Raw genomic sequence first — 22,276 nt, 5'->3', positions numbered from 1 at the left:
TAGGAGGGCCACCCCTAGGGTCAACGAGCATGGTCGGCCCTGATGAGCTGGCATAAGCCCGGGCTTGGGTTTGGCCGGCGCGCTGGGTAAGCTGGCGGCAACTGTATTGAGGAGCGAATTCGTGAAAGCGTGGATCTTGATGGTGCTGGCCCTGATGCTGCCGGTGGTGGCCATGGCCGAGGAAAAGGAAGGCGAGCCCAAGGTCGCCTATATCAACCTCAGCCCGCCCTTCGTTGGCAACTACGCCCTCGACGGCGGCCCCAAGCTGCGCGTGTACAAGGCCGACGTCGCCCTGCGCGTGACCGGGGATGCCGCCGCCACGGCGGTCAAGCACCACGAACCGCTGATCCGCAACCAGCTGGTGGCGCTGTTCACCCAGCAGGGCGTGGACAACATGAGCAACGTCGAAGCCAAGGAAAAGCTGCGCCAGGAAGCCTTGAAACAGGTGCAGCAGGTGATGGAGTCCGAAGAGGGCAAGCCGATCGTCGAGGACCTGCTGTTCAACAACCTGATCGTGCAGTGATCAGGCGGCGAGGCTGCGGCGAAAGCGCGCCAGGGCCACCCCGAAGAACACCAGGCCGATCGCGGCCAGCGCCGCGACGTCCGGCCACACCACGCTCAGCCCGGCGTCGCGGAACAGGATCGCCGCGCCGAGGCTGACGAAGTGGGTCGAGGGCGAGCCCTGCATGACCCACTGCAGCCACTGCGGCATGCTGTCCAGCGGTGTGCTGCCCCCCGACAGCAGCAGCATCGGGATGATCACCGGGATCGCCAGCAGGCCGAACTGCGGTGTCGAGCGCGCCAGGGTGGCGAGGAAGATGCCCAGTGCCGTGCTGGCGAACAGGTACAGCGCAGTCACCCCCAGGAACAACCCCATCGAGCCCGCCAGCGGCACGCCCAGGGCGCCCTTGACCACCACTTCCAGCGATATCCAGGTACAGGCCACCACCACCAGGGCGTTGCTGGCGATTTTCGCCAGCATGATTTCCAGTGCCGTCAGCGGCAGCACCAGCAGGTGGTCGAGGGTGCCGTGCTCGCGTTCGCGCAGCAATGCGGTACCGGTTAGGATGATGGCCAGGATGGTGATGTTGTTGACGATCTGGATCACCGCCAGGAACCAGCCGCCTTCGAGGTTGGGGTTGAACAGCGCCTTGGGATTGAGCAGTGCCGGGCTGCTGGTGCTGCGGCCTGCGTATTCGAGCAGCTCGCGTTCGAAGATCCGCCCGATGTAGCCCGCGCCCATGAAGGCCTGGCTCATGGCCGTGGCATCGACGTTGACCTGCAGCTCCGGTGAGCGCCCGGCCAGCAGGTCGGCCTGGAAATTTACCGGCACGTTGATCACGAAGGTGTACTGGCCGCTGTCCATGGCCTGATCCAGGCGATCGGCCGGCAGTGCCACGGCGGGCTGGAATTCGGGCGGTTGCAGCGACTCGGCGAGCTTGCGCGAGATGGCGCCGTGGTCTTCGTCGACCACTGCGACACTGGCGTTGTGCACGCCTATTACCGAACCTGCGGCAGGCATGTAGATCGCCACGCTGAACGCGTACAGCAGGAACAGCAGCAACACGCTGTCATGGCGCAGGCTGGTGAGTTCCTTCAGGCCCAGGCGCAAGGTGTGGGAGAGCCGGCTCATTTCAGGCCTCCTGCTTTTTCAGCATGATCAGGCTCAGCCCGGTGAAGGCGGCGAAGAAGCCCAGCAGCGCCAGGCACTGCGGCCACAGCTCGTGCAGGCCCAGGGCCTTGGTGAAGGTGCCGACGGCGATGTCGAGGAAGTAGCCGGCAGGGAACAGCTGGCCCATCAGCGCCGCCGCGCCCTCCAGCGACGAGCGCGGCACGATCAGCCCGGAGAACTGGATGGTTGGCAGGCTGGTGATGATCAGGGTGCCGAGGATCGCGGCGATCTGCGTGCGGGTGAACGCCGAGATCAGCAGGCCCAGGCTGGTGGTCGCCAGCAGGTAGGCCAGGCCGCCGCAGGCCAGGGCCAGCGGGCTGCCCTTGAGCGGCACGCCGAACAGCCAGCGGTTCATCGCCACCAGCAGCGCCAGGTTGACCAGGCTCACCGCGAGGTACGGCGCCTGCTTGCCGAGCAGGAACTCCAGGCGGGTCAGGGGCGTTGCGTAGAAGTTGGTGATCGAGCCCAGCTCCTTTTCCCGCACGATGCCCAGCGCGGTGAGCATGGCCGGGATGAAGGCCAGGATCAGTGCCATGACGCCGGGGCCGATGGCGTTCACGCTGACCACGTCCTGGTTGTAGCGAAAGCGCGTTTCCAGGCGCACCGGTTGCTGGCGCGAGACTGGGTTCGGGCCGAGGGCCGCGAGCTGTTCAAGGTTGGCCTGGTGCACGGCCTCGACATAGTTGCGGCTGGTCTCGGCGCGAAACGGCATGCCACCGTCAAGCCAGGCCGCAACCACCGGCTGGCGCCCTGCATGCAGGTCGCGGCCAAAGCCCGGAGGGATCTCCAGGGCCAGCTTGATCTCCGAGCGCTGCAAGCGCTGGTGCAGCTGGCGGGCATCGCGGATCGGCGGCCGCTCGGCGAAATAGCGCGAGCCACGGAAGGCCTCCAGGTAGGCGCGGCTCTGCGGGCTCTGGTCCTGGTCATAGACGGCGAAGGCGAGGTTTTCCACATCCAGCGAGATGCCATAGCCGAAGATCACCATCATGAACAATGCCCCTGCCAGGGCGAAGGCCAGGCGCACCTTGTCGCGCAGCAGCTCTTTGCCTTCGCGGCTGGCTACGGCCAGCAGGCGGCGCAGACTGAAGGCCTGGCGCAGAGCGGGCGCTGGGGCAGCGGCCTGCTCCAGCGTGGCGTCGGCTTGGGCCTGGGTGGGCGCGTCCTGGGCCTGTTCGAGGCAACGCACGAAGGCGTCTTCCAGGGTGTCGCCGCCGAACTGGATTTGCAGGGCCTGCGGTGTGTCGCAGGCCAGCACCCGGCCGGCGTGCATCAGCGAGATACGGTCGCAGCGCAGGGCTTCGTTCATGAAGTGGGTGGACAGGAAGATGGTCACGCCCTGCTCGCGGGACAACTCCACCAGCAGCCGCCAGAAGTCGTCGCGGGCCGCCGGGTCGACGCCCGAGGTTGGTTCATCGAGGATCAGCACTTCCGGGCGGTGCAGCACCGCCACGGCCAGCGACAGGCGTTGGCGCAGGCCCAGGGGCAGGGCGCCGGAAGGCTGGTCGGCGATGGCGCCAAGGTCGAAGCGCTCGATGAGTTCGGCGATGCGCGGTGCGCTGTCGGCCTTGGCCAGGTCGAACAGGCGAGCATGCAGCTCGAGGTTCTGCCGGGCGCTCAGCTCGCCGTACAGGGAATAACTCTGGGACATGAAGCCGACCCGCTTGCGCGTGGCCAGGTCGCCGGCATCCACCGGGCGGCCAAGCAGGCTGGCGCTGCCTTCGCTGGCCGGCATCAGCCCGGTGAGCACCTTCATGGTGGTGGTCTTGCCGCAGCCGTTGGAACCGAGGAAGCCGAAAATTTCGCCGCGACCGATGGCGAAGCTGACCTTGTTCACCGCGGTGAAGTCGCCGAAGCGCAAGGTCAGATCGTGGGCCTCGATGGCGATCGGCCCGTCGTCGGCCTGGCGTGGTGGAATGCGCAGCGGCTCGGTTTGCTCTCGGCCGGCGCCCTGGAAGTGGGTGAAGGCATCGTCGAGCTTACCACTGGGCGTGGTCGCAGCCAGCTCACGGCTCAGGCCTGCAGCCAGCAGGCGACCGGCATCAAGCATCAGGCAGTGCTCGAACTGCTCGGCTTCCTCCATGTAGGCGGTGGCCACCAGCAGGGTCAGTTGCGGGCGCTGGGCGCGCACTTGCTCGACCAGTTCCCAGAAACGCCGCCGTGACAGCGGGTCGACGCCGGTGGTCGGCTCGTCAAGAATCAGCAGGTCCGGCTCGTGGATCAGCGCGCAGCACAACCCCAGCTTCTGCTTCATGCCGCCGGACAGCTTGCCGGCCGGCCGCTCGGCGAAACGTTCCAGGTCGGTGGCGCGCAGCAGGCTGGCCATGCGTTGCTCGCACTCAGCGCGGCCGAGGCCGAACAGGGTGGCAAAGAAGCGGATGTTCTCGCGGATTGACAGCTCCGGGTACAGGTTGTTGCCCAGGCCCTGGGGCATGAACGCGACCTTGGGGTACAGCGCGGTGCGGTGGCGACGGTGGCGGATCGAGCCGCCGAGCACATGCAACTCACCCTGTTGCAGGCGCTTGACCCCGGCAATCAGCCCGAGCAGGGTCGACTTGCCGGCGCCATCCGGGCCGATCAGGCCGCAGCGGGTGCCGGCCGGAAGGCAGAACGCGAGAGGGTACAGGGCCTGCAGATCGCCATAGCAGTGGCTGACGCCGTCGGCCTGCAGCGCTGTCGCCGCGTTCATTGCAGACTGGCCGGCCAGCCCACGTCGGCGGTGCGCACATAACCGGCGCCGGGCATGCCCGGCTTGGCCTGGGGCACGGCGCTCGGTTCGGTCAGGCGCAGCTTGACCCGGAACACCAGCTTTTGCCGTTCGTCACGGGTCTCGACCTGTTTCGGGGTGAACTGCGCCTTGGCCGCGACAAAGGCGATCTTCGCCGGTAGGGCCTGCTCGGGCAGGGCGTCGAGCACGATCCGCGCCTGGTCGCCTACGGTCAGCCGGCCGGTGGTGGCGGCGGGCAGGTAGAGATTCATGTACTGGTCGCTGGGGTCGATCAGCATCAGCACCCGGCCACCGGCACCGAGCACCTCGCCAGGCTCGGCCAGGCGCAGCTGGATGATGCCGTCGATGGGGGCACGCAGGCTGCTGTCGTCGATTTCGCTGGTGAGCTGGGCGACCTGGGCTTCGGCCGCGCCGATGGCGGCCTTGATCGCCGCCAGCTGGGCGCGGGCGGCGACCACGGCAGAGGTGGCGGTGTCATAGCGGGCCTGCTGCTGGTCGAGCAGTTGCTGGCTGGCGAACTTGCGCTGGTAGATTTCGCGCACCCGCTTGAGCTCCTGGCTGGCCAGCAGCAGTTCGCTCTGGCGCAGTTGCACGCTGGCCTGGGCGGCGGCGTAGTTCTCGCGGGCGCGCAGCACTTCGGCCTCGGCCTGGCTGCGCTGGGCCTCCATCGTGCGGGTATCGATGCGCGCGAGCAGTTGGCCGCGGGTGACCTTGTCGCCTTCATCGACCAGCACCTCGGCCAGGCGCCCGGGGACCTTGCTGGCGATCTGCACTTCGGTGGATTCGAGGCGCCCGTTACCCATGCTCAGGCCTTCGGGCAGGCGGTCGTGAAGGGACTTCCAGTAACCCAGCCCGCCGGCCGCCAATAGCAGCAACACCAAGGCGGAGGCGAAGATTCTGGGGGCTTTTCGATTCATCGGTCTGCATCCTGCGGCTTGCACGCCTTATCCTGGCGCGACGCGCATCCTGGCGCGTTGATATTGGTCAAACCCCTGACAATAGACGCACAATCAGCTCAGCGCGAGGATCGCCGCCCATTGTTCTGCGGTCACCGGCATCACCGACAGGCGGCTGCCCTTTTGCACCAGTGGCAGTTCCTCCAGTGCCGCCTGCTGCTTGAGCAGGCCCAGGCCGAGTACCTGGCGGAAGGTCTGCACATGCTCGACATCCACCGCGCTCCACGGGTTCTTCTCGGCGCTGGCCTTGGCATCGTGGTAGTGGCTTTGCGGGTCGAGGGCGGTCGGGTCCGGGTAGGCCGCGGCGCTGATCCGGGCAATGCCGGCGATCCCTGGTTGCGGGCAGCTGGAGTGGTAGAAGAAGAACTCGTCGCCTATGCTCATGGCCCGCAGGAAATTGCGCGCCTGGTAGTTGCGTACCCCGTCCCAACGGGCACTGCCCAGGCGTGCCAAGGCTTCGATGGAGAGCTCGTCGGGCTCGGATTTCATCAGCCAGTAGGCCATGGATGCTGCTCCTGAAAGAGTTTGAAATAACTCGTTGCATGAAACCGACAGTCGGTTGGCGTCAACGTTTGCCTAGCGACTCATGTTGTCGGAAAATGCGCCGATTTTAAGCTATACGCTCCGGCAGCCATCAAGAAAGCCGCCGAGCCTGGACAGTTGTTCTTGGGGGGGCAATCAATGAAACAACGTAAACCGGACCTGCTCTGGATCCTGGCCTTCATCTTCGGCCTGGGCGTGGTCACCACCGGTTACGCGCAAGGTTTGTGGGAGCGCAAGCTCGATGCCGCCTATCAGCAGGCGCCCGTCGATCCGGCGCAGCAACAGCACCGCTGATCGTGGGTTCACTTCGCTGCCAAGTACCAACCACGGTCTGACACCGTGCCTTGCAACGGTACATCCCAGCTTGCCTGGTTGAGCCGCTCCACCTTCTGGCATTCATGCGCCAGCCCCAGCAGCAATGGTTTTTTCCAGGCCTTGCGCCGGCCCTGATAGGCCAGGCTGCGGTCATAGAAGCCCCCGCCCATGCCTAGGCGCCCCCCCATCTCATCGAAACCGACCAGCGGCAGCAGGATCAGGTCCAGCGCCCAGATCGGCCTTTGGCGTTTGCGCTCGACTACAGGTTCGGCGATGCCGAAGCGGTTGGGTCGCAGCTTTTCCCCTGGCTCGAAACGCTGGAACACCATGCGTGTGGCGGGCCAGGCGTGCAACACAGGCAGGTAGACGTGCTTGCCGCGCCTGTGCGCCTCGCGCAGCAGCAGGCGCGGGTCGATCTCGCCATCATTGGGCAGGTACAGGGCGATATGCCGGGCGCGGCGGAACAGTGGATGCTGCGCCAACTGGCGATAGAGGCCTTCGGCGGCCTGGCGTTGCTGGGCGGGTGTGAGGGCGCGGCGGGCATTGCGCAGGAGGCGGCGAAGCTGGGGGCGGGTAAGCGGCGCGGTGTCGGTCATGGCACGGGCGATCCCTGAAGAAACGAAAAGCCCGCCGTGGAAGGCGGGCAGTTCTGAAAGCAGGCTCCCCGACAAGACCGCTATCGGTGTAGCCCTTGAACCCGAAAGTTCAAGGTGGAGATTGCAGGGGGCGTTAAGGCTTTCCGTCGGGCGGACATGCACACCTGCCCCAGCGTGCAACCCCCGTGGTTGTGCGTATCGGCTCAGGGACATAACCGACTGGCGCATCCCCCAGGGAGTGGCGCCAGTATACCAATCTCAGTCGCTTTTGCTAACCGGATCGTCGGAGAGGGCCTGGTCGACCCGTTCCAGCAGGTCACGCACCTGTTCGCGGGTGGTGCCGCCGCTGGCCACTTCGGGGCGTTCCTGGCGGTGCAGCAGCTCGTGGGTGATGTTCAGCGCGGCCATCACCGCGATACGGTCGGCGCCGATCACCTTGCCGCTGCTGCGGATCTCGCGCATCTTGCCATCCAGGTAGCGGGCGGCACCGACCAGGTTGTTGCGCTCCTCGGGCGGGCAGATGATCGAGTATTCCTTGTCGAGGATCTGGACGGTGACGCTATTGCTTGAACTCATGAGTCTTGCTCCAGGGCCTTGAGGCGCAGGATCATCGATTCGATCTTGCGTTTGGCGATCTCGTTCTTTTCGATCAGGTGGGCGCGCTCCTCGCGCCAGGATCGTTCCTGAGCTACTAAGAGTGCGTTTTGCCGCTTTAGTTGCTCGACCCGTTCGATCAGCAACTCGAACCGGCTCATCAGCGCTTGCAGGTCGTTCTCTTGCATGGATTGCACTCGATTCCTTGACTCGCCTGGCGATCATGCCTGCCCCAAGGGCGCGACGGCCAGTGCCGATGGTCTTGGCGCGCCTGCCGGTGCTAGGATACAAGGTCTCCATTCTAGTCATTGCGCCGTCTGGCGCCTAGCTGCCCATGCCCAATACCCAATCGCCCTACATTGCCTTCGCCATGTTGCTTTCGAGCAATGGCCACCCAGTCACCCCCGCCGAGCTGCACGGTCTGCTGATCGGCCGCAGCTGCGCCGGCGCCGGTTTCGATGCCGATGCCTGGCTGGCCGACGCCGCCCAACTGCTCGAGACCGAGCCCGGTGACACTGTCCGCAACGCCCTGGTCGGCCTGCAAGAGATGGTCAAGGCCGAGCTGACCGGCGACGACGTCGCCATCGTCCTGCTGCTGCCTTCCGATGATGCCGCACTCAGCGACCGCGCCACCGCGCTGGGCCAGTGGTGCCAGGGCTTCATCACCGGTTTCGGCCTGAACGCCGGTGGCAAGGACTTGTCCACCGATGCCAAGGAAGTGCTCCAGGACCTGGTGGCCATTTCGCAGGTCCAGGAAGCGCTGGAAGAATCCGAGGACGGCGAAAGCGACTACATGGAAGTCATGGAGTACCTGCGCGTCGCCCCGCTGCTGCTGTACACCGAGCTGGCCAAGCCCGAAGCGCCCGCGCCAAAGCCATCGCTGCACTGATCTGATCGGGGTCGTTTGCCCATGAGCCACATACCCAAGGCGGAGTACGCCCGTCGGCGCAAGGCGCTGATGGCGCAGATGGTCCCCAACAGCATCGCCATCCTGCCCGCCGCCGCAGTTGCCATCCGCAATCGCGACGTCGAGCATGTCTATCGTCAGGACAGCGATTTCCAGTACCTGAGCGGTTTCCCCGAGCCGGAGGCTGTGATCGCGCTGATCCCGGGCCGCGAGCATGGCGAGTACGTGCTGTTCTGCCGCGAGCGCAATCCCGAGCGCGAGCAGTGGGATGGCCTGCGGGCCGGCCAGGAAGGCGCGGTGCGTGATTTCGGCGCCGACGACGCCTTCCCCATCAGTGATATCGACGAGATCCTGCCGGGCCTGATCGAGGGCCGCGAGCGGGTCTACAGCAACATGGGCGGCAATGCCGAATTCGACCGCCGGCTGATGGAGTGGATCAATGTGATTCGCTCCAAGGCCCGCCTGGGCGCTCAGCCGCCGAACGAGTTCGTTGCCCTGGATCATCTGCTGCACGACATGCGCCTGTATAAATCGGCGGCGGAAGTGAAGGTCATGCGCGAGGCCGCGGCGATCTCCGCCCGTGCCCATGTGCGCGCCATGCAGGCCTGCCGCGCTGGGCTGTACGAGTACAGCCTGGAAGCCGAGCTGGACTACGAGTTCCGCAAGGGCGGGGCGAAGATGCCGGCCTACGGCTCGATCGTCGCCGCCGGGCGCAATGGCTGCATCCTGCACTACCAGCAGAATGATGCGCCGCTCAAGGACGGTGACCTGGTGCTGATCGACGCCGGTTGCGAGATCGACTGCTACGCCAGCGACATCACTCGCACCTTCCCGGTCAGTGGGCGCTTCTCGCCCGAGCAGAAAGCCATCTACGAGCTGGTGCTCGCGGCCCAAGCTGCGGCGTTCGCCGAGATCGCCCCGGGCAAGCACTGGAACCATGCCCACGAGGCGACCGTGCGGGTGATCACCGAAGGGCTGGTGGCGCTGGGCCTGCTCAAGGGCGAGGTACAGGCGCTGATCGACAGCGAGGCCTACCGTGCCTTCTACATGCACCGCGCCGGGCACTGGCTGGGCATGGACGTGCACGATGTGGGCGAATACAAGGTCGGTGGCCAGTGGCGCGTGCTCGAGCCGGGCATGGCGTTGACGGTCGAACCGGGCATCTATATCGCGCCCGACAACCAGGCCGTGGCGAAGAAATGGCGCGGCATCGGCGTAAGGATCGAGGACGACGTGGTGGTAACCAGACAAGGCTGTGAAATCCTCACTTCGGGTGTGCCACGCACGGTCGCCGAGATCGAGGCGCTGATGCACGAAGCGCGTAAGAACGCCGCATGAACCGGGTCAACCTGGCGATCATCGGTGGCGGCCTGGTGGGCGCCAGCCTGGCCCTCACGCTGCAGGCCGCAGCCAAGGCGCGTGGCTGGACGATCCTGCTGATCGAGCCGTTTGCACCGGGCGACAGCTTCCAGCCCAGCTACGACGCGCGTTCTTCGGCGCTGTCCTACGGCACCCGGCAGATCTATGAGCGGCTGGGGCTGTGGCAGGCCATCAGCCGCCGCGCCGAGCCGATCCGGCAGATCCAGGTGTCCGACCGTGGCCGCTTCGGCGCCACGCGCCTGGATGCGCTGGAGGAAGGCGTGCCGGCGCTCGGCTATGTGGTGGAGAACGCCTGGCTCGGCCAGTGCCTGTGGCAGGCCATCGACAACGAGGTGGTCAGCTGGCGCTGCCCAGCGCAAGTGCAGGCGATGCAGGCCATCGCCGGTGGCTATCGGTTGCAGCTGGACGACGACACCGTGTTGGAGTGCGACCTGGCGGTGCTGGCCGATGGTGGCCGTTCGGGCCTGCGCGAGCAGTTGGGCATCCATGTGCGCCACACGCCGTATGACCAGAGCGCGCTGATCGCCAACATCACCCCAGGCGAGGCCCATGCCGGGCAGGCGTTCGAGCGCTTCACCGAGCAAGGGCCGATGGCCCTGCTGCCGCTGGCAGACAACCGCTGCGCGCTGGTCTGGACCCGCCAGGGCATGGATGCCAAGCGCCTGGCCGAGCTCGACGAGCGCAGCTTCCTGCGCGAACTGCAGGAAGCATTCGGCTACCGCCTCGGCGCCCTGCGCCAGGTCGGTGCCCGTCATCTCTATCCGCTGTCGCTGGTGGAGGCCGAGGAGCAGGTGCGCCCGCACCTGGTGGTGCTGGGCAATGCTGCCCACAGCCTGCACCCGATCGCAGGCCAAGGCTTCAACCTGTCGCTGCGCGATGTGCAGTCGCTGGCGGACGCCTTGCTGGCCGGCCCGGCGCTGCCGGGCGATCTGCCCACGCTACAGGGCTATCACCAGCGCCAGCGCCTCGACCAGGCCTTGACCATCGGCTTCTCCGATCAGGTCACCCGTGTGTTCGGCAGCAGCCAGCCGCTGCTGGCGGCCGGGCGCAACATCGGCCTGCTCGGGTTGGACTTGCTGCCGCCGGCGAAAAGCTGGTTCGCCCGCCAGGCCATGGGCCTCGGTACTCGCCCCGATCCGCGGGGCCGCCCATGAGCGCTGCGCGCCGGCTCGCACGGCGAGCGCGGATGCTGCGCTGGTTGCTGAACTTCTACCCGCCCTACCTGGGCGCCGGCATCCACATCCAGGAAATCAGCCCGGACATGCGCAGCGTCAAGGTGCGCATGAAGCTGACGCGGTGGAATCGCAACTACGTCGGCACCCAGTTCGGTGGCAGCCTGTACGCGATGGTCGACCCGTTCTACATGCTGCTGCTGATCGAGCAGCTGGGGCGCGAGTACATCGTCTGGGACAAAGCTGCCTCCATCGATTTCATATCGCCGGGCAAGGGCCCGGTGTATGCCGAATTCCACGTCGACGACGCGCTGCTGGACGAGATTCGCCAGCAGACCGCCAGCGGCAAGAAGTACCTGCCGCGGTTGCAGGTGGAGATCCGCGATGGCGCCGGCGAGCTGGTGGCGCGGGTCGACAAAACTTTATACGTGCGGCTCAAGCCGCAAGCGAGGCAGGCGTAAGGCATGGAAATGCGCGCAGATCTGTTGATTGTCGGTGCCGGCATGGTCGGCAGCGCCCTGGCCCTGGCCTTGCGCCACAGTGGCCTGGAGGTGCTTCTGCTCGACGGTGGGCCGTTGTCGGTCAAGCCGTTTGACGGCGAGGCGCCTTTCGAACCAAGGGTCAGTGCCCTGTCGGCGGCCAGCCAGCGCATTCTCGAGCGCCTGGGGGCCTGGGAGGGCATCGCCCGGCGCCGTGTCTCGCCGTACTCGGACATGCACGTGTGGGATGGCAGCGGCACCGGCGAGATTCATTTTTCCGCGGCCAGCGTGCATGCCGAGGTGCTGGGGCATATCGTCGAGAACCGTGTGGTCCAGGACGGCCTGCTGGAGCGCCTGCACGACAGCGATGTCGGGCTGCTGGCCAATGCCCGCCTGGAACAGTTGCGCCGCTCCGGTGACGAATGGTTGGTGACCTTGGCCGATGGTCGCAAGCTGCGCGCGCCGCTGGTGGTCGCCGCTGACGGCGCCAATTCGGCTGTACGTCGCCTGGCCGGTTGCCAGACCCGTGAATGGGATTACCTGCATCACGCCATCGTCACCAGTGTGCGTTGCAGTGAGGCGCACCGCGCCACGGCCTGGCAACGCTTCACCGACGAAGGCCCGCTGGCGTTCCTGCCGCTGTCGCGTGATGGCCGCCAGGACTGGTGCTCGATCGTCTGGTCGACCACGCCGGAGCAGGCCGAGCAGGCCATGGCGCTGGACGATACGGCGTTCCGCAAGGCGCTTGAGCGTGCCTTCGAAGGCCGTCTGGGTGACGTGCTCGAGGCTGATCCGCGGGTCTGCGTGCCGCTGCGCCAGCGCCACGCCAAGCGTTATGTCGATGAAGGGTTGGCGCTGATCGGCGATGCCGCCCACACCATCCATCCGCTGGCGGGGCAGGGGGTCAACCTGGGCTTCCTCGATGCCGCCGTGCTGGCCGAAGAGCTGGTACGTGCCAGCGAGCGCGGCGAGCGCCTGGCCGATGTGAAGGTGCTGAGCCGCTTCGAACGGCGGCGCATGCCGCACAACCTGGCGCTGATGGCGGCGATGGAGGGCTTCGAGCGGTTGTTCCAGGCCAACCCGTTGCCGCTGCGCTGGTTGCGCAATAGTGGGTTGAAGTTGGTGGAGCAGATGCCGGAGGCCAAGGCGCTGTTCGTGCGCCAGGCATTGGGGTTGTCCGGGGACCTGCCGGATTTGGCCAAGGCCTGAAGGTTGCTGGGGCTGCGCAGCAGCCCCTTGCAACATCCGGTAACGGCTAAGCAGATGAGTAGGAAAATGGGATTCACTACCATTTGCACCTCTCAACCCAGCGAGGAGTACCCCCGATGTTGCCCCGCAAGCCCCTACTGGCCGCCCTGGCCCTCACTCTGTTCGGCGGCACCGCCCAGGCGGCGGAAGAAGTGGTGGTGTACTCCTCGCGCATCGACGAGCTGATCAAGCCGGTGTTCGATGCCTACACCGCCAAGACCGGCGTCAAGATCAAGTTCATCACCGACAAGGAAGCCCCCTTGATGCAGCGCATCAAGGCCGAGGGCGAGAACGGCGTGGCCGACCTGCTGCTCACCGTCGATGCCGGCAACCTCTGGCAAGCCGAGCAGATGGGCATCCTGCAACCGATCAAGTCGGCCACCATCGACCAGAACATTCCGCCGCAATACCGCGCCTCGTCCCACGACTGGACTGGTCTGAGCCTGCGCGCACGGACCATCGCCTACTCCACCGACCGGGTCAAACCCGCCGAGCTGACCACCTACGAGGCCTTGGCCGACAAGCACTGGGAAGGCCGCCTGTGCCTGCGCACGGCGAAGAAGGTCTATAACCAGTCGCTGACCGCCACCCTGATCGAGAACCACGGCGAGGCCGAGACCGAGAAGCTGATCAAGGGCTGGGTCAACAACCTCTCCACCGACGTGTTCTCCGACGACACCGCAGTGCTTCAGGCCATTGCCGCCGGCCAGTGCGACGTGGGCATCGTCAACACCTATTACTACGGGCGCCTGCACAAGGAAAAGCCTGATCTGCCGGTGAAGCTGTTCTGGCCCAACCAGGGTGACCGCGGTGTGCACGTCAACCTGTCGGGCATCGGCCTGACCAAGCATGCGCCGCATCCCGAAGCGGCAAAGAAACTGGTGGAGTGGATGACCGGCGAAGAGGCGCAGAAGCTGTTTGCCGACATCAACCAGGAGTTCCCGGCCAACCCGAAGGTGAAACCATCGGCGGAAGTGGCGGCCTGGGGTAGCTTCAAGGCCGACAGCATTCCGGTGGAAGTCGCTGGCAAGCGCCAGGCCGAAGCCATTCGCTTGATGGATCGGGCTGGCTGGAACTGAGTACCGCCTTATCCTTGAGAACCGATCGCGGGGCAAGCCCGCTCCCACGAACCATGCGGACGTGGGAGCTGGCTTGCCCCGCGATGCTATCGCACAGCCATCGAGATTTTCGATTTGCCCCATTATCCCCAACGCCGCTGGTACCTGCCGGTCTTCCTGGTCGCTGCCCTGGTCTTGCTGCCGCTCAGTGTCTTGCTGTTGTCATGGCAGTCGGTCGACACCCAGATCTGGTCGCACCTGCTCGACACCCAGATGAGCCGCCTGCTGGGCAATACCCTGACCCTGGTGCTGGGCGTGGGTATCGGCGTGAGCGTGCTGGGGGTTAGCCTGGCGTGGCTCACCAGCCTCTGCGAATTCCCTGGCCGGCGTTGGCTGGATTGGGCGCTGATGCTGCCGTTCGCCATCCCGGCCTATGTGCTGGCTTTCGTCTTCGTCGGCCTGCTCGATTTTGCAGGCCCCGTGCAGACCGCGCTGCGCGAGGTGTTCGGGCCCATGCGCCTGCCCAGGGTGCGCTCCACCGGTGGTGTGATCACGGTATTGGTGCTGGTGTTCTACCCCTACGTCTACCTGCTGGCGCGCACGGCCTTCCTGGCCCAGGGCAAGGGCTTGATGGAGGCGGCGCGGGTGTTGGGGCTGTCACCGCTGCAGGCCTTCTGGCGGGTGGCCTTGCCCATGGCGCGGCCGGCCATCGGCGCCGGCATCGCCCTGGCACTGATGGAGACCCTGGCCGATTTCGGCGCGGTGGCAGTATTCAATTTCGACACCTTTACCACAGCCATCTACAAGACCTGGTACGGCTTCTTCAGCCTCTCCAGCGCGGCGCAACTCGCCAGCCTGCTGCTGCTGGCGGTGATGCTGGTGCTGTATGGCGAGCGCCGGGCCCGAGGCGCCAGCCGCAGTGGCAACGAACGCCCGAGGGCGCAGGCGCTTTATCACTTGCGGGGGATCAAGGCGTTGGCTGCCAGTGGCTGGTGCCTGCTGGTGTTCGCCTGTGCCTTCGTCATTCCGATGCTGCAGTTGCTGGCGTGGTTCTGGCAGCGCGGGCGGCACGACCTCGACGAGCGCTATCTAGGCCTGGTCATGCACACCCTGTACCTGGGGGCCATGGCGGCGCTGATCACGGTCAGCGTGGCCATGCTTCTGGCGTTCGCCAGGCGGCAGGCCCCGACTGCCGGTATCCGCGCCGGGGTTGGATTGGCCAACTTGGGTTACGCCTTGCCCGGCTCGGTGCTGGCCGTGTCGATCATGCTGGCGTTCAGCTACCTGGACAACCAGCTGGTAGTGCCGCTGTCCCAGTGGTTTGGCGGGGTGGGCAAGCCGTTGTTGCTGGGAAGCTTATCGGCATTGTTGCTCGCCTATCTGGTGCGGTTCATCGCCGTGGCCTATGGTCCGCTGGAGAGCAGCCTGGAGCGGATCCGCCCATCGCTTCCGGAAGCGTCGCGCAGCCTCGGGGTCGCTGGCCCAGGATTGTTTTTCAAGGTGTATCTGCCGTTGCTGGTGCCCGGCGCCCTCAGTGCCGCCCTGCTGGTGTTCGTCGATGTACTCAAGGAGATGCCGGCGACTTTGCTGATGCGCCCGTTCGGCTGGGATACCCTGGCCGTGCGCGTGTTCGAGATGACCAGCGAGGGCGAATGGGCGCGTGCTTCGCTGCCAGCGTTGACCCTGGTACTGGTCGGCCTGCTGCCGGTGATCGGCCTGATCCGCCGCTCGGCCCATCGTCCGGGGCATCCGCGCTGAAGGTGTCATGCGGCTCCCTTGCGGCTACAATGCGCGGCATTCGCAGCGACGGGTCTACAAGAACAGGTGATGATTGAAAATCGCCGACCGCCGCCGCCTCGCCACGCCCGGAAGGAGAAACCCATGGGACAGCGTACGCCTCTGTATGACCTGCACCTGGCGCTCGGCGCCAAGACGGTCGATTTCGGCGGATGGGACATGCCCCTGCACTACGGCTCGCAAGTCGAGGAGCACCACCAGGTGCGCAGTGACTGCGGGGTGTTCGATGTTTCCCACATGACGGTCATCGATATCGATGGCTGCGCCGCCACGCCCTGGCTGCAACACCTGCTGGCCAACGACGTGACGCGCCTGGAAAGCCCCGGCAAGGCCCTCTACAGCCCGCTGCTCAATGCCGAGGGCGGGGTCATTGACGATCTCATCGCCTACCGCACCGAAGACGGTTATCGCCTGGTGGCCAATGCCGCCACCCGCGACAAGGTGCTGGCCTGGCTGGAGGCCCGCAGCGAAGGCTTCAAGGTGAATTTCAAGGCACGGCCTGAACTGGCCATTCTCGCCATCCAGGGGCCTCACGCCCGAGAAAAGGTCGCTGCCCTGCTCAGCGCCTCGCGGGCCGCGCTGATCCGCGAGCTGCGCCCCTTCGAAGGCCTCGCCGACGGTGACTGGTTCATCGCTCGCACCGGCTATACCGGGGAAGACGGGCTGGAAATCATTCTTCCGGGCGAACAGGCCCCCGCGTTCTACAACGACCTGGTCGGCGCCGGTATCGCCCCGAGCGGCCTGGGCGCCCGCGATACGCTGCGCCTGGAAGCCGGCATGAACCTGTATGGCCAGGATATCGATGAAGCCCATACTCCTTTGACCTCCAACCTGGGCTGGAGCGTCGCTTGGGAGCCGGTCGGGCGCGAATTTATCGGCCGCAGTGGCTTGCTCGCTGAAATCGAACAGGGCGTGAAGGAAAAACTGGTCGGTCTGGTGCTTGAGGAGCGTGGCGTATTGCGCGCGCATCAGGTGGTCCGTGTATCCGGGATTGGCGAAGGGGAGATCACCAGTGGTAGTTTCTCGCCTACGCTGAGCAAATCCATTGCCTTGGCCCGCGTGCCCATGGCCACCGGTGACCGAGCCGAGGTGGAAATCCGCGGCAAGTGGTACCCGGTGCGAGTGGTAAAGCCGACCTTCGTGCGCCATGGCAAGATCCTGATCTGAACATTAACGGCGGGCCGTCCGCTGACCCATTACGAGGAATACAAGACAATGAGCCAAATCCCCGCCGACCTGCGTTTTGCCGAAAGCCACGAGTGGGCTCGCCTGGAAGCCGATGGCACGGTGACCGTGGGCATCAGTGACCACGCCCAGCAAGCACTGGGCGACGTGGTGTTCGTCGAGCTGGCCGAAGTCGGCAAGGTGTTCGCCGCCGGCGACGCAGCTGGCGTGGTCGAGTCGGTCAAGGCCGCCTCGGATATCTATGCGCCGGTGGGTGGTGAAGTCATCGCGGTCAACGAAGAACTGGCCGACAGCCCGGAGCTGCTCAACGAAGAGCCTTACGAGTCGTGGATCTTCAAGCTGAAGCCGAGCGACAAGTCCGAGCTGGACAAGCTGCTGGATGCAGCAGGCTATGAAGCGCTGATCGGCGAGTAACAGGGCCGCCCTCATCGCGGGGCATGCCCGTTCCCATAGTGTGTTCCTTGTGGGAGCGGGCTTGCCCCGCGATAAGGGCTGCACGGCAAACGCAATAATCCCCGCACATTCGGCAATCCTTCCTAGACTTGTAAGTCTCCATGAGAGCTGGTCCAGGAAGAGATCGTCGCCATGTCCCAGTCGCCATCGCTGAGCCAACTGCAAGAGTCCAACCCTTTCCTGCGTCGCCACCTGGGGCCCGATGCCCAGGAGCAGCAGGCTATGCTCGACGCCCTCGGCGTCGCCAGCCGCAGTGAACTGATCGAGCAGACGGTGCCGCCGGGCATCCGCTTCAATCGCCCACTCGACCTGCCGTCGGCCCTCGATGAGCAGGCCGCACTGGCCAAACTCGCGGGCTACGCTGCGCAGAACCAGCTGTGGACCAGCCTGATCGGCATGGGCTACCACGCCACCATCACCCCCACGGTCATCCTGCGCAACGTGCTGGAGAACCCTGGCTGGTACACCGCCTACACGCCCTACCAACCGGAGATCGCCCAAGGCCGGCTGGAGGCGCTGCTGAACTTCCAGCAAATGGTCATCGACCTTGCCGGCCTGCCCCTGGCCAATGCCTCGCTGCTAGACGAGGCCACCGCCGCGGCCGAGGCGATGGCCCTGGCCAAGCGCGTGGCGCGCAGCAAGAGCAACGCCTTCTTCGCCGACGAGCACTGCCACCCGCAAACCCTGTCGGTGCTCAAGACCCGCGCCGAGGGGTTCGGCTTCGAGCTGATCGTCGATTCGGTGGATAACCTGGGCCGGCACCAAGTGTTCGGCGCGCTGTTGCAATACCCCGATACCCACGGCGAGGTGCGCGACCTGCGCCCGCTGATCGACCAGCTGCATGGCCAGCAGGCCCTGGCCTGCGTCGCCGCCGACATCCTCAGCCTGGTGGTGCTGACGCCGCCCGGCGAACTGGGTGCCGACGTGGTGCTCGGCTCGACCCAGCGCTTTGGCGTGCCCATGGGCTATGGCGGGCCGCACGCGGCCTACTTCGCCTGCCGCGACGACTACAAGCGCGCCATGCCCGGGCGCATCATCGGCGTATCACGTGATGCCCGTGGCAACACCGCGCTGCGCATGGCCCTGCAGACCCGCGAGCAGCACATTCGTCGCGAGAAGGCCAACTCCAACATCTGCACGGCCCAGGTGCTGCTGGCCAACATCGCCGGCTTCTACGCCGTCTACCATGGCCCCGAGGGCTTGCAGCGCATCGCCCAGCGCGTGCATCGGCTGACGTCCATCCTCGCCGCCGGCCTCGAAGCCAAAGGCATCAAGCGCCTCAACCAGCATTTCTTCGACACCCTGACGCTGGACGTCGGCGGCACCCAGGCGGCGATCATCGAAAGCGCCGAGGACGCCCGCGTCAACCTGCGCATTCTCGGTCGCGGGCACCTGGGGCTGAGCCTGGACGAGACCTGCGACGAAGCCACGGTGCTGAAGCTGTTCGATATCTTTCTTGGCGTCGACCACGGCCTGGACATTGCCGCCCTCGACCAGCAGGCCCTGCCCGAAGGCATCCCCGGCGCGCTGGTGCGGCGCACACCGATCCTGCAGCACCCGGTGTTCAACCTGCACCACAGCGAGACCGAGATGCTGCGCTATCTCAAGCAGCTGGAGAACAAGGACCTGGCACTCAACCAGTCGATGATCCCGCTGGGCTCGTGCACCATGAAGCTCAATGCCACCAGCGAGATGATCCCCATCACCTGGCCTGAATTCGCCCAGCCGCATCCGTTCGCCCCGGCGGCGCAGGTGCAAGGATACAAGGCGATGATCGATGAGCTCGAAGCCTGGTTGTGTGCCATCACCGGCTTCGATGCGATCTGCATGCAGCCCAACTCGGGCGCCCAGGGCGAGTACGCCGGGCTGATGGCGATCACTCGTTATCACCAGAGCCGCCACCAGGCCGGGCGCACGATCTGCCTGATCCCGTCCTCGGCCCATGGCACCAACCCGGCGTCGGCGCAGATGGCCGGCATGGAAGTGGTGATCGTCGAGTGCGACGAGGATGGCAACGTTGACCTCGATGATCTCAAGGCCAAGGCGCGCCATGCCGGCGAGCGGCTGTCATGCCTGATGGTGACCTACCCATCTACCCATGGGGTGTACGAAGAGGGCATCCGCGAGATCTGCGAGGTGGTGCACCAGCTTGGCGGGCAGGTTTACATGGACGGCGCCAACCTCAATGCCCAGGTGGGGCTGACGCGGCCGGCGGACATCGGTGCCGATGTCTCGCACATGAACCTGCACAAGACCTTCTGCATCCCCCATGGCGGCGGTGGCCCGGGCATGGGGCCCATTGGCATCCGGGCACACCTCAAGCCGTTCGTGGCCAGCCACCCGGTGGTGCCGGTGCCGGGGCTGGACCCGAACAACAGCGCGGTGAGCGCGGCGCCGTGGGGCAGCGCCAGCATCCTGCCGATCAGCTGGATGTACATCGCCATGATGGGGCCGCAGCTGGCCGATGCCAGCGAGGTGGCGATCCTGTCCGCCAACTACCTGGCCAGCCAGCTGCGCGATGCCTTCCCGGTGTTGTATCGCGGGCGCAACCAGCGCGTGGCCCATGAATGCATCTTCGATCTGCGCCCGCTCAAGGCGTTGACCGGCATTACCGAGGAGGACGTGGCCAAGCGCCTGATGGACTATGGCTTCCATGCCCCGACCATGTCGTTCCCGGTACCGGGCACGTTGATGGTCGAGCCCACCGAGAGCGAGTCGAAGGCCGAGCTGGACCGTTTCGTCGAAGCGATGCTGGCGATCAGGGCGGAGATTGCCGAAGTCGAGGAAGGCAACTGGCCGGCCGAGGACAACCCGCTCAGGCACGCGCCGCATACCCTGGCCGATGTACTGGCGCCGTGGAGCCGGCCATACAGTCTCGAGCAGGGCATCGCCCCCAGCGCTCACGCCCGCCAGCACAAGTACTGGCCGGCGGTGAACCGGGTCGACAATGTGTATGGGGACAGGAATCTGTTCTGCGCGTGCGTGCCGGTGGAGGCGTATCGTTGAGCTAGCGATCCACCTCCACTGGTTGAGCTAGCGATCCACCTCCACTGCAGGAATGGACTTACTCGGCCACGGCGTTCTTGGCCAGGATCGCGTTGGCCAGTTCCATGTCACTGGCCTGCACGCCCGGATTGTCCGCGCGCACCTGGCGGATCGCTGCTTCCAGGAACGGCCCGCGAATGGCGCCCTCACTGGCAACGAAGCTGCCGGCGTCGTCCTGGGCGGCGACGATCAGCTTGTGGTCCTTGAAGGTCAGGTAGGTCGAGGCGGTGGTCGCACCGGAGGAGATGATATTGCGCCAGAACGTGTCGGCCATGGCGGAGCCAAGGGGCAGCGAGAACAGGACGGTGGCTGCGATGGCTGTTTTGAGACGCATGATGAATCACCTCGGTGTATGAGGGCGGTTGAGATGCCGATTTGATCGTTGCCCATGGCCCCAAGTTCCCGGCTACAAAGGAGATTTCTTGGTTATCCACAGACCCGCAGGACCTCTTCGGTACAGGTTCTGCCCTGGGCGACCCGCTCCCCACCGTGCCGTCGAAGGTCACGCAGCCCGTCTACCTTGGCCTGTTGCCGCAGGGCTGCGAGGTCGCTGGCGGGGGTGATCCGTTCGCGCAACGCGGTGCTGACCTGGAGCAGTTCGAACAGCCCGGTACGCCCATGGAAACCCGTGCCCCTGCATTGCCGGCAGGCCTGGCGATCCTGCGGGCGAAGCTCCAGACATGCGCGACATAGCGTGCGCACCAGGCGCTGGGCCATGACCCCGAGCAGAGTCGCCCTGATCAAGTAGTCGGCGACACCCAGCTCCAGCAGGCGGGTGATCGCGCCGCAGGCGTCCTGGGTATGCAGGGTCGACAACACCAGATGCCCGGTGAGGGCCGCCTGCAAGGCCACCTGGGCGGTTTCCCGGTCGCGGATTTCGCCGATCATGATGATGTCCGGGTCCTGGCGAAGCAGGGCGCGGGCACCGCTGGCGAAGTCCAGCTCCAGGCTGGGTTGGACCTGCAACTGGTTGATCATCGGTTCAAGGCGCTCGATCGGGTCCTCGATGCTGCACAGGTTGACCTGGGGGCTGGCCAGGTGCCGGAGGCTGGCGTACAGGGTGCTGGTCTTGCCCGAGCCGGTCGGCCCCGTCACCAGCAGGATGCCCTGACGTTGTTGCAGCAAGGCCAGCCACTGCTCCAGCAACGCGCCCTCCAGGCCCAGGGTTTCGAGGCTGTCGTGCAATTGTTGAGGGTCGGACAGGCGCAGCACCAGCTTCTCGCCGAACGGGGTGGGCAGGGTGGACAGGCGCAGCTCCACCTCGGCGCCGCTGGGCAGGCGGGTTTTCAGGCGGCCGTCCTGTGGCCGGCGCTTCTCGGCGACGTTCATGCGGCCCAGGTGCTTCAGCCGGCTGACCATTGCCAGGGTGACGCTGGCCGGGAAGGCATACACCGCGTGCAGCAGGCCATCGATGCGCAGGCGCAGATGGCCTTGTTCACGGCGGGGCTCCAGGTGGATATCGCTGGCGCGCTGCTCAATGGCGTACTGCAGCATCCAGTCGACGATGTGCACGATATGGGCATCGTCCGCGCTGGCCTGGGTTTGCCTGGCACCTAGTTCGAGCAGTTGCTCCAGCTCGCCGAGGCGGGGCAACTGGCCAAGGCCTGCGCCGCGCACGGAGTGGGCCAGGCCCAGGAAGGTCGGGCGCAGCTGGCGCAGCTGTCGCGGACTGGCCAGCACCCGGCGCACTGCCTTGCCCAGGCTGCGGCTCAGGTCTGCCTCCCATTCGCGTTGATAAGGCTGGGCGCTGGCCACCGTGACACTGTGTTCATCCACGGCCACGGCGAGGATGCCATGGCGCTGGGCGAAGGCGGCGGACATCAACCCGGCCACGCGCACCAGGTCGACCTGCAAGGGGTCGATTGCCAGAAATGGCTGGTCAACCCGGTCTGCCAACCAACGGCACAGGGCATCCAGCCCCAGCGGGTGGCCGATGGCGGCGATCAGCTCCAGGGGATGTTCGCCAGGGTGGGCCTTGGCGCGCTCGAGAGCCGCGAGCGCGGCTTCGGGGGCGATCCGCTGCTCCGCCAGCAAGGCGTCCAGCAGGCGATTGAGGTCGAGATCAAGGTGGTCGTTGGCGAGCATGCAAGCGTCCTTGCCGGGCTTCAGAGGCTTGGGCAAGGCTAGTCGTGCAGGACGCACGGCGTCGGT

Annotated in this window: 21 protein-coding genes and 1 other RNA gene; 12 read left to right on the top strand and 10 right to left on the bottom strand. The window is 65.9% G+C overall.

The features are described 5' to 3' along the window. The first annotated feature begins 121 nt into the window (after nt 1-121). Entirely contained in the window at nt 122-523 is a 402-nt protein-coding gene (locus tag OH705_RS00195) for a flagellar basal body-associated protein FliL (protein ID WP_094010940.1), read from the top strand. On the opposite strand, the gene OH705_RS00190 is transcribed toward OH705_RS00195, so the two are convergent. The 4 genes from OH705_RS00190 to OH705_RS00175 all read right to left on the bottom strand — a co-directional run bounded on the left by OH705_RS00190 (nt 524) and on the right by OH705_RS00175 (nt 5,857). Further along, nucleotides 524-1,633, bottom strand: a complete 1,110-nt coding sequence (locus OH705_RS00190; RefSeq protein WP_038707028.1) for an ABC transporter permease — start codon at nt 1,631-1,633, stop codon at nt 524-526. Nucleotide 1,634: 1 nt separating this feature from the next. Further along, nucleotides 1,635-4,358: a ribosome-associated ATPase/putative transporter RbbA gene (rbbA, locus tag OH705_RS00185; protein ID WP_267300488.1), complete on the bottom strand. Its 2,724-nt coding sequence runs from the start codon at nt 4,356-4,358 to the stop codon at nt 1,635-1,637. Further along, nucleotides 4,355-5,314 carry an HlyD family secretion protein gene (locus tag OH705_RS00180; RefSeq protein ID WP_110604137.1) on the bottom strand — a complete coding sequence of 320 codons (960 nt, stop codon included), beginning with the start codon at nt 5,312-5,314 and terminating at the stop codon, nt 4,355-4,357. Before OH705_RS00180 ends, rbbA begins: the two co-directional genes overlap by 4 nt. Nucleotides 5,315-5,407: 93 nt before the next feature. Beyond that, on the bottom strand, nt 5,408-5,857 hold the full coding sequence (locus tag OH705_RS00175; RefSeq protein WP_023631740.1) for an EVE domain-containing protein: 450 nt from the start codon (nt 5,855-5,857) through the stop codon (nt 5,408-5,410). Nucleotides 5,858-6,034: 177 nt separating this feature from the next. Here OH705_RS00175 and OH705_RS00170 point away from each other — a divergent pair, with 177 nt between their 5' ends. Further along, entirely contained in the window at nt 6,035-6,190 is a 156-nt protein-coding gene (locus OH705_RS00170) for a hypothetical protein (protein ID WP_011536298.1), read from the top strand. Between the two features lie 8 nt (nt 6,191-6,198). Here the strand turns inward: OH705_RS00170 and OH705_RS00165 are convergent, their stop codons facing one another. The 4 genes from OH705_RS00165 to OH705_RS00150 all read right to left on the bottom strand — a co-directional run bounded on the left by OH705_RS00165 (nt 6,199) and on the right by OH705_RS00150 (nt 7,589). Then, the gene (locus OH705_RS00165; protein WP_038707025.1) at nt 6,199-6,807 is read right to left on the bottom strand and encodes a 5-formyltetrahydrofolate cyclo-ligase; all 609 of its coding nucleotides are present in this window, start codon (nt 6,805-6,807) and stop codon (nt 6,199-6,201) included. Nucleotides 6,808-6,868: 61 nt separating this feature from the next. Then, nucleotides 6,869-7,048, bottom strand: a non-coding RNA gene (gene ssrS / locus OH705_RS00160) — 6S RNA. 17 nt (nt 7,049-7,065) lie between these two features. After that, nucleotides 7,066-7,383 (bottom strand): cell division protein ZapA, encoded by a 318-nt coding sequence (locus OH705_RS00155; protein ID WP_023631617.1) that lies wholly within the window; start codon nt 7,381-7,383, stop codon nt 7,066-7,068. Further along, nucleotides 7,380-7,589 carry a TIGR02449 family protein gene (locus tag OH705_RS00150; protein ID WP_023631616.1) on the bottom strand — a complete coding sequence of 70 codons (210 nt, stop codon included), beginning with the start codon at nt 7,587-7,589 and terminating at the stop codon, nt 7,380-7,382. Before OH705_RS00150 ends, OH705_RS00155 begins: the two co-directional genes overlap by 4 nt. Nucleotides 7,590-7,735: 146 nt before the next feature. Between OH705_RS00150 and OH705_RS00145 the strand changes: the two genes are divergently transcribed. From OH705_RS00145 to gcvP, 10 genes are all read left to right on the top strand, one after another. Further along, nucleotides 7,736-8,290 carry a YecA family protein gene (locus OH705_RS00145; RefSeq protein ID WP_038707024.1) on the top strand — a complete coding sequence of 185 codons (555 nt, stop codon included), beginning with the start codon at nt 7,736-7,738 and terminating at the stop codon, nt 8,288-8,290. Between the two features lie 21 nt (nt 8,291-8,311). Further along, the gene (pepP, locus tag OH705_RS00140; protein ID WP_267300483.1) at nt 8,312-9,646 is read left to right on the top strand and encodes a Xaa-Pro aminopeptidase; all 1,335 of its coding nucleotides are present in this window, start codon (nt 8,312-8,314) and stop codon (nt 9,644-9,646) included. After that, on the top strand, nt 9,643-10,842 hold the full coding sequence (gene ubiH, locus OH705_RS00135) for a 2-octaprenyl-6-methoxyphenyl hydroxylase (RefSeq protein ID WP_038707023.1): 1,200 nt from the start codon (nt 9,643-9,645) through the stop codon (nt 10,840-10,842). Before pepP ends, ubiH begins: the two co-directional genes overlap by 4 nt. Beyond that, the gene (locus OH705_RS00130) at nt 10,839-11,321 is read left to right on the top strand and encodes a DUF4442 domain-containing protein (RefSeq protein ID WP_023633020.1); all 483 of its coding nucleotides are present in this window, start codon (nt 10,839-10,841) and stop codon (nt 11,319-11,321) included. The genes ubiH and OH705_RS00130 overlap by 4 nt, the downstream gene beginning before the upstream one ends. Nucleotides 11,322-11,330: 9 nt before the next feature. Beyond that, complete coding sequence (locus OH705_RS00125) at nt 11,331-12,548, top strand: 2-octaprenyl-3-methyl-6-methoxy-1,4-benzoquinol hydroxylase (protein ID WP_177182900.1); 1,218 nt, start codon at nt 11,331-11,333, stop codon at nt 12,546-12,548. A gap of 116 nt (nt 12,549-12,664) precedes the next feature. Continuing rightward, nucleotides 12,665-13,666: an extracellular solute-binding protein gene (locus OH705_RS00120; protein ID WP_046853729.1), complete on the top strand. Its 1,002-nt coding sequence runs from the start codon at nt 12,665-12,667 to the stop codon at nt 13,664-13,666. A 114-nt stretch (nt 13,667-13,780) separates the two neighbouring features. Further along, nucleotides 13,781-15,403, top strand: a complete 1,623-nt coding sequence (locus OH705_RS00115; protein WP_267300482.1) for an ABC transporter permease — start codon at nt 13,781-13,783, stop codon at nt 15,401-15,403. A 123-nt stretch (nt 15,404-15,526) separates the two neighbouring features. Further along, complete coding sequence (gene gcvT, locus OH705_RS00110) at nt 15,527-16,609, top strand: glycine cleavage system aminomethyltransferase GcvT (RefSeq protein ID WP_267300481.1); 1,083 nt, start codon at nt 15,527-15,529, stop codon at nt 16,607-16,609. A 48-nt stretch (nt 16,610-16,657) separates the two neighbouring features. After that, complete coding sequence (gene gcvH, locus OH705_RS00105; protein WP_267300480.1) at nt 16,658-17,041, top strand: glycine cleavage system protein GcvH; 384 nt, start codon at nt 16,658-16,660, stop codon at nt 17,039-17,041. A gap of 171 nt (nt 17,042-17,212) precedes the next feature. Further along, a complete protein-coding gene (gene gcvP, locus OH705_RS00100; RefSeq protein WP_267300479.1) occupies nt 17,213-20,086 on the top strand; it encodes an aminomethyl-transferring glycine dehydrogenase in 2,874 nt (957 codons plus the stop codon). 58 nt (nt 20,087-20,144) lie between these two features. Here the strand turns inward: gcvP and OH705_RS00095 are convergent, their stop codons facing one another. Both OH705_RS00095 and OH705_RS00090 read right to left on the bottom strand, forming a co-directional pair. Further along, the gene (locus OH705_RS00095; RefSeq protein ID WP_023631628.1) at nt 20,145-20,459 is read right to left on the bottom strand and encodes a DUF2388 domain-containing protein; all 315 of its coding nucleotides are present in this window, start codon (nt 20,457-20,459) and stop codon (nt 20,145-20,147) included. A 92-nt stretch (nt 20,460-20,551) separates the two neighbouring features. Next, nucleotides 20,552-22,210, bottom strand: a complete 1,659-nt coding sequence (locus OH705_RS00090; protein ID WP_267300474.1) for a GspE/PulE family protein — start codon at nt 22,208-22,210, stop codon at nt 20,552-20,554. Nucleotides 22,211-22,276 lie beyond the last annotated feature (66 nt).

The sequence above is a fragment of the Pseudomonas sp. BJa3 genome (genome assembly GCF_026343815.1).
In the GTDB taxonomy this organism is placed as follows: Bacteria; Pseudomonadota; Gammaproteobacteria; order Pseudomonadales; family Pseudomonadaceae; genus Aquipseudomonas; species Aquipseudomonas soli.
Note: the sequence above shows the minus strand (reverse complement) of the source record. Positions and strands in the feature narration are given on the sequence as shown.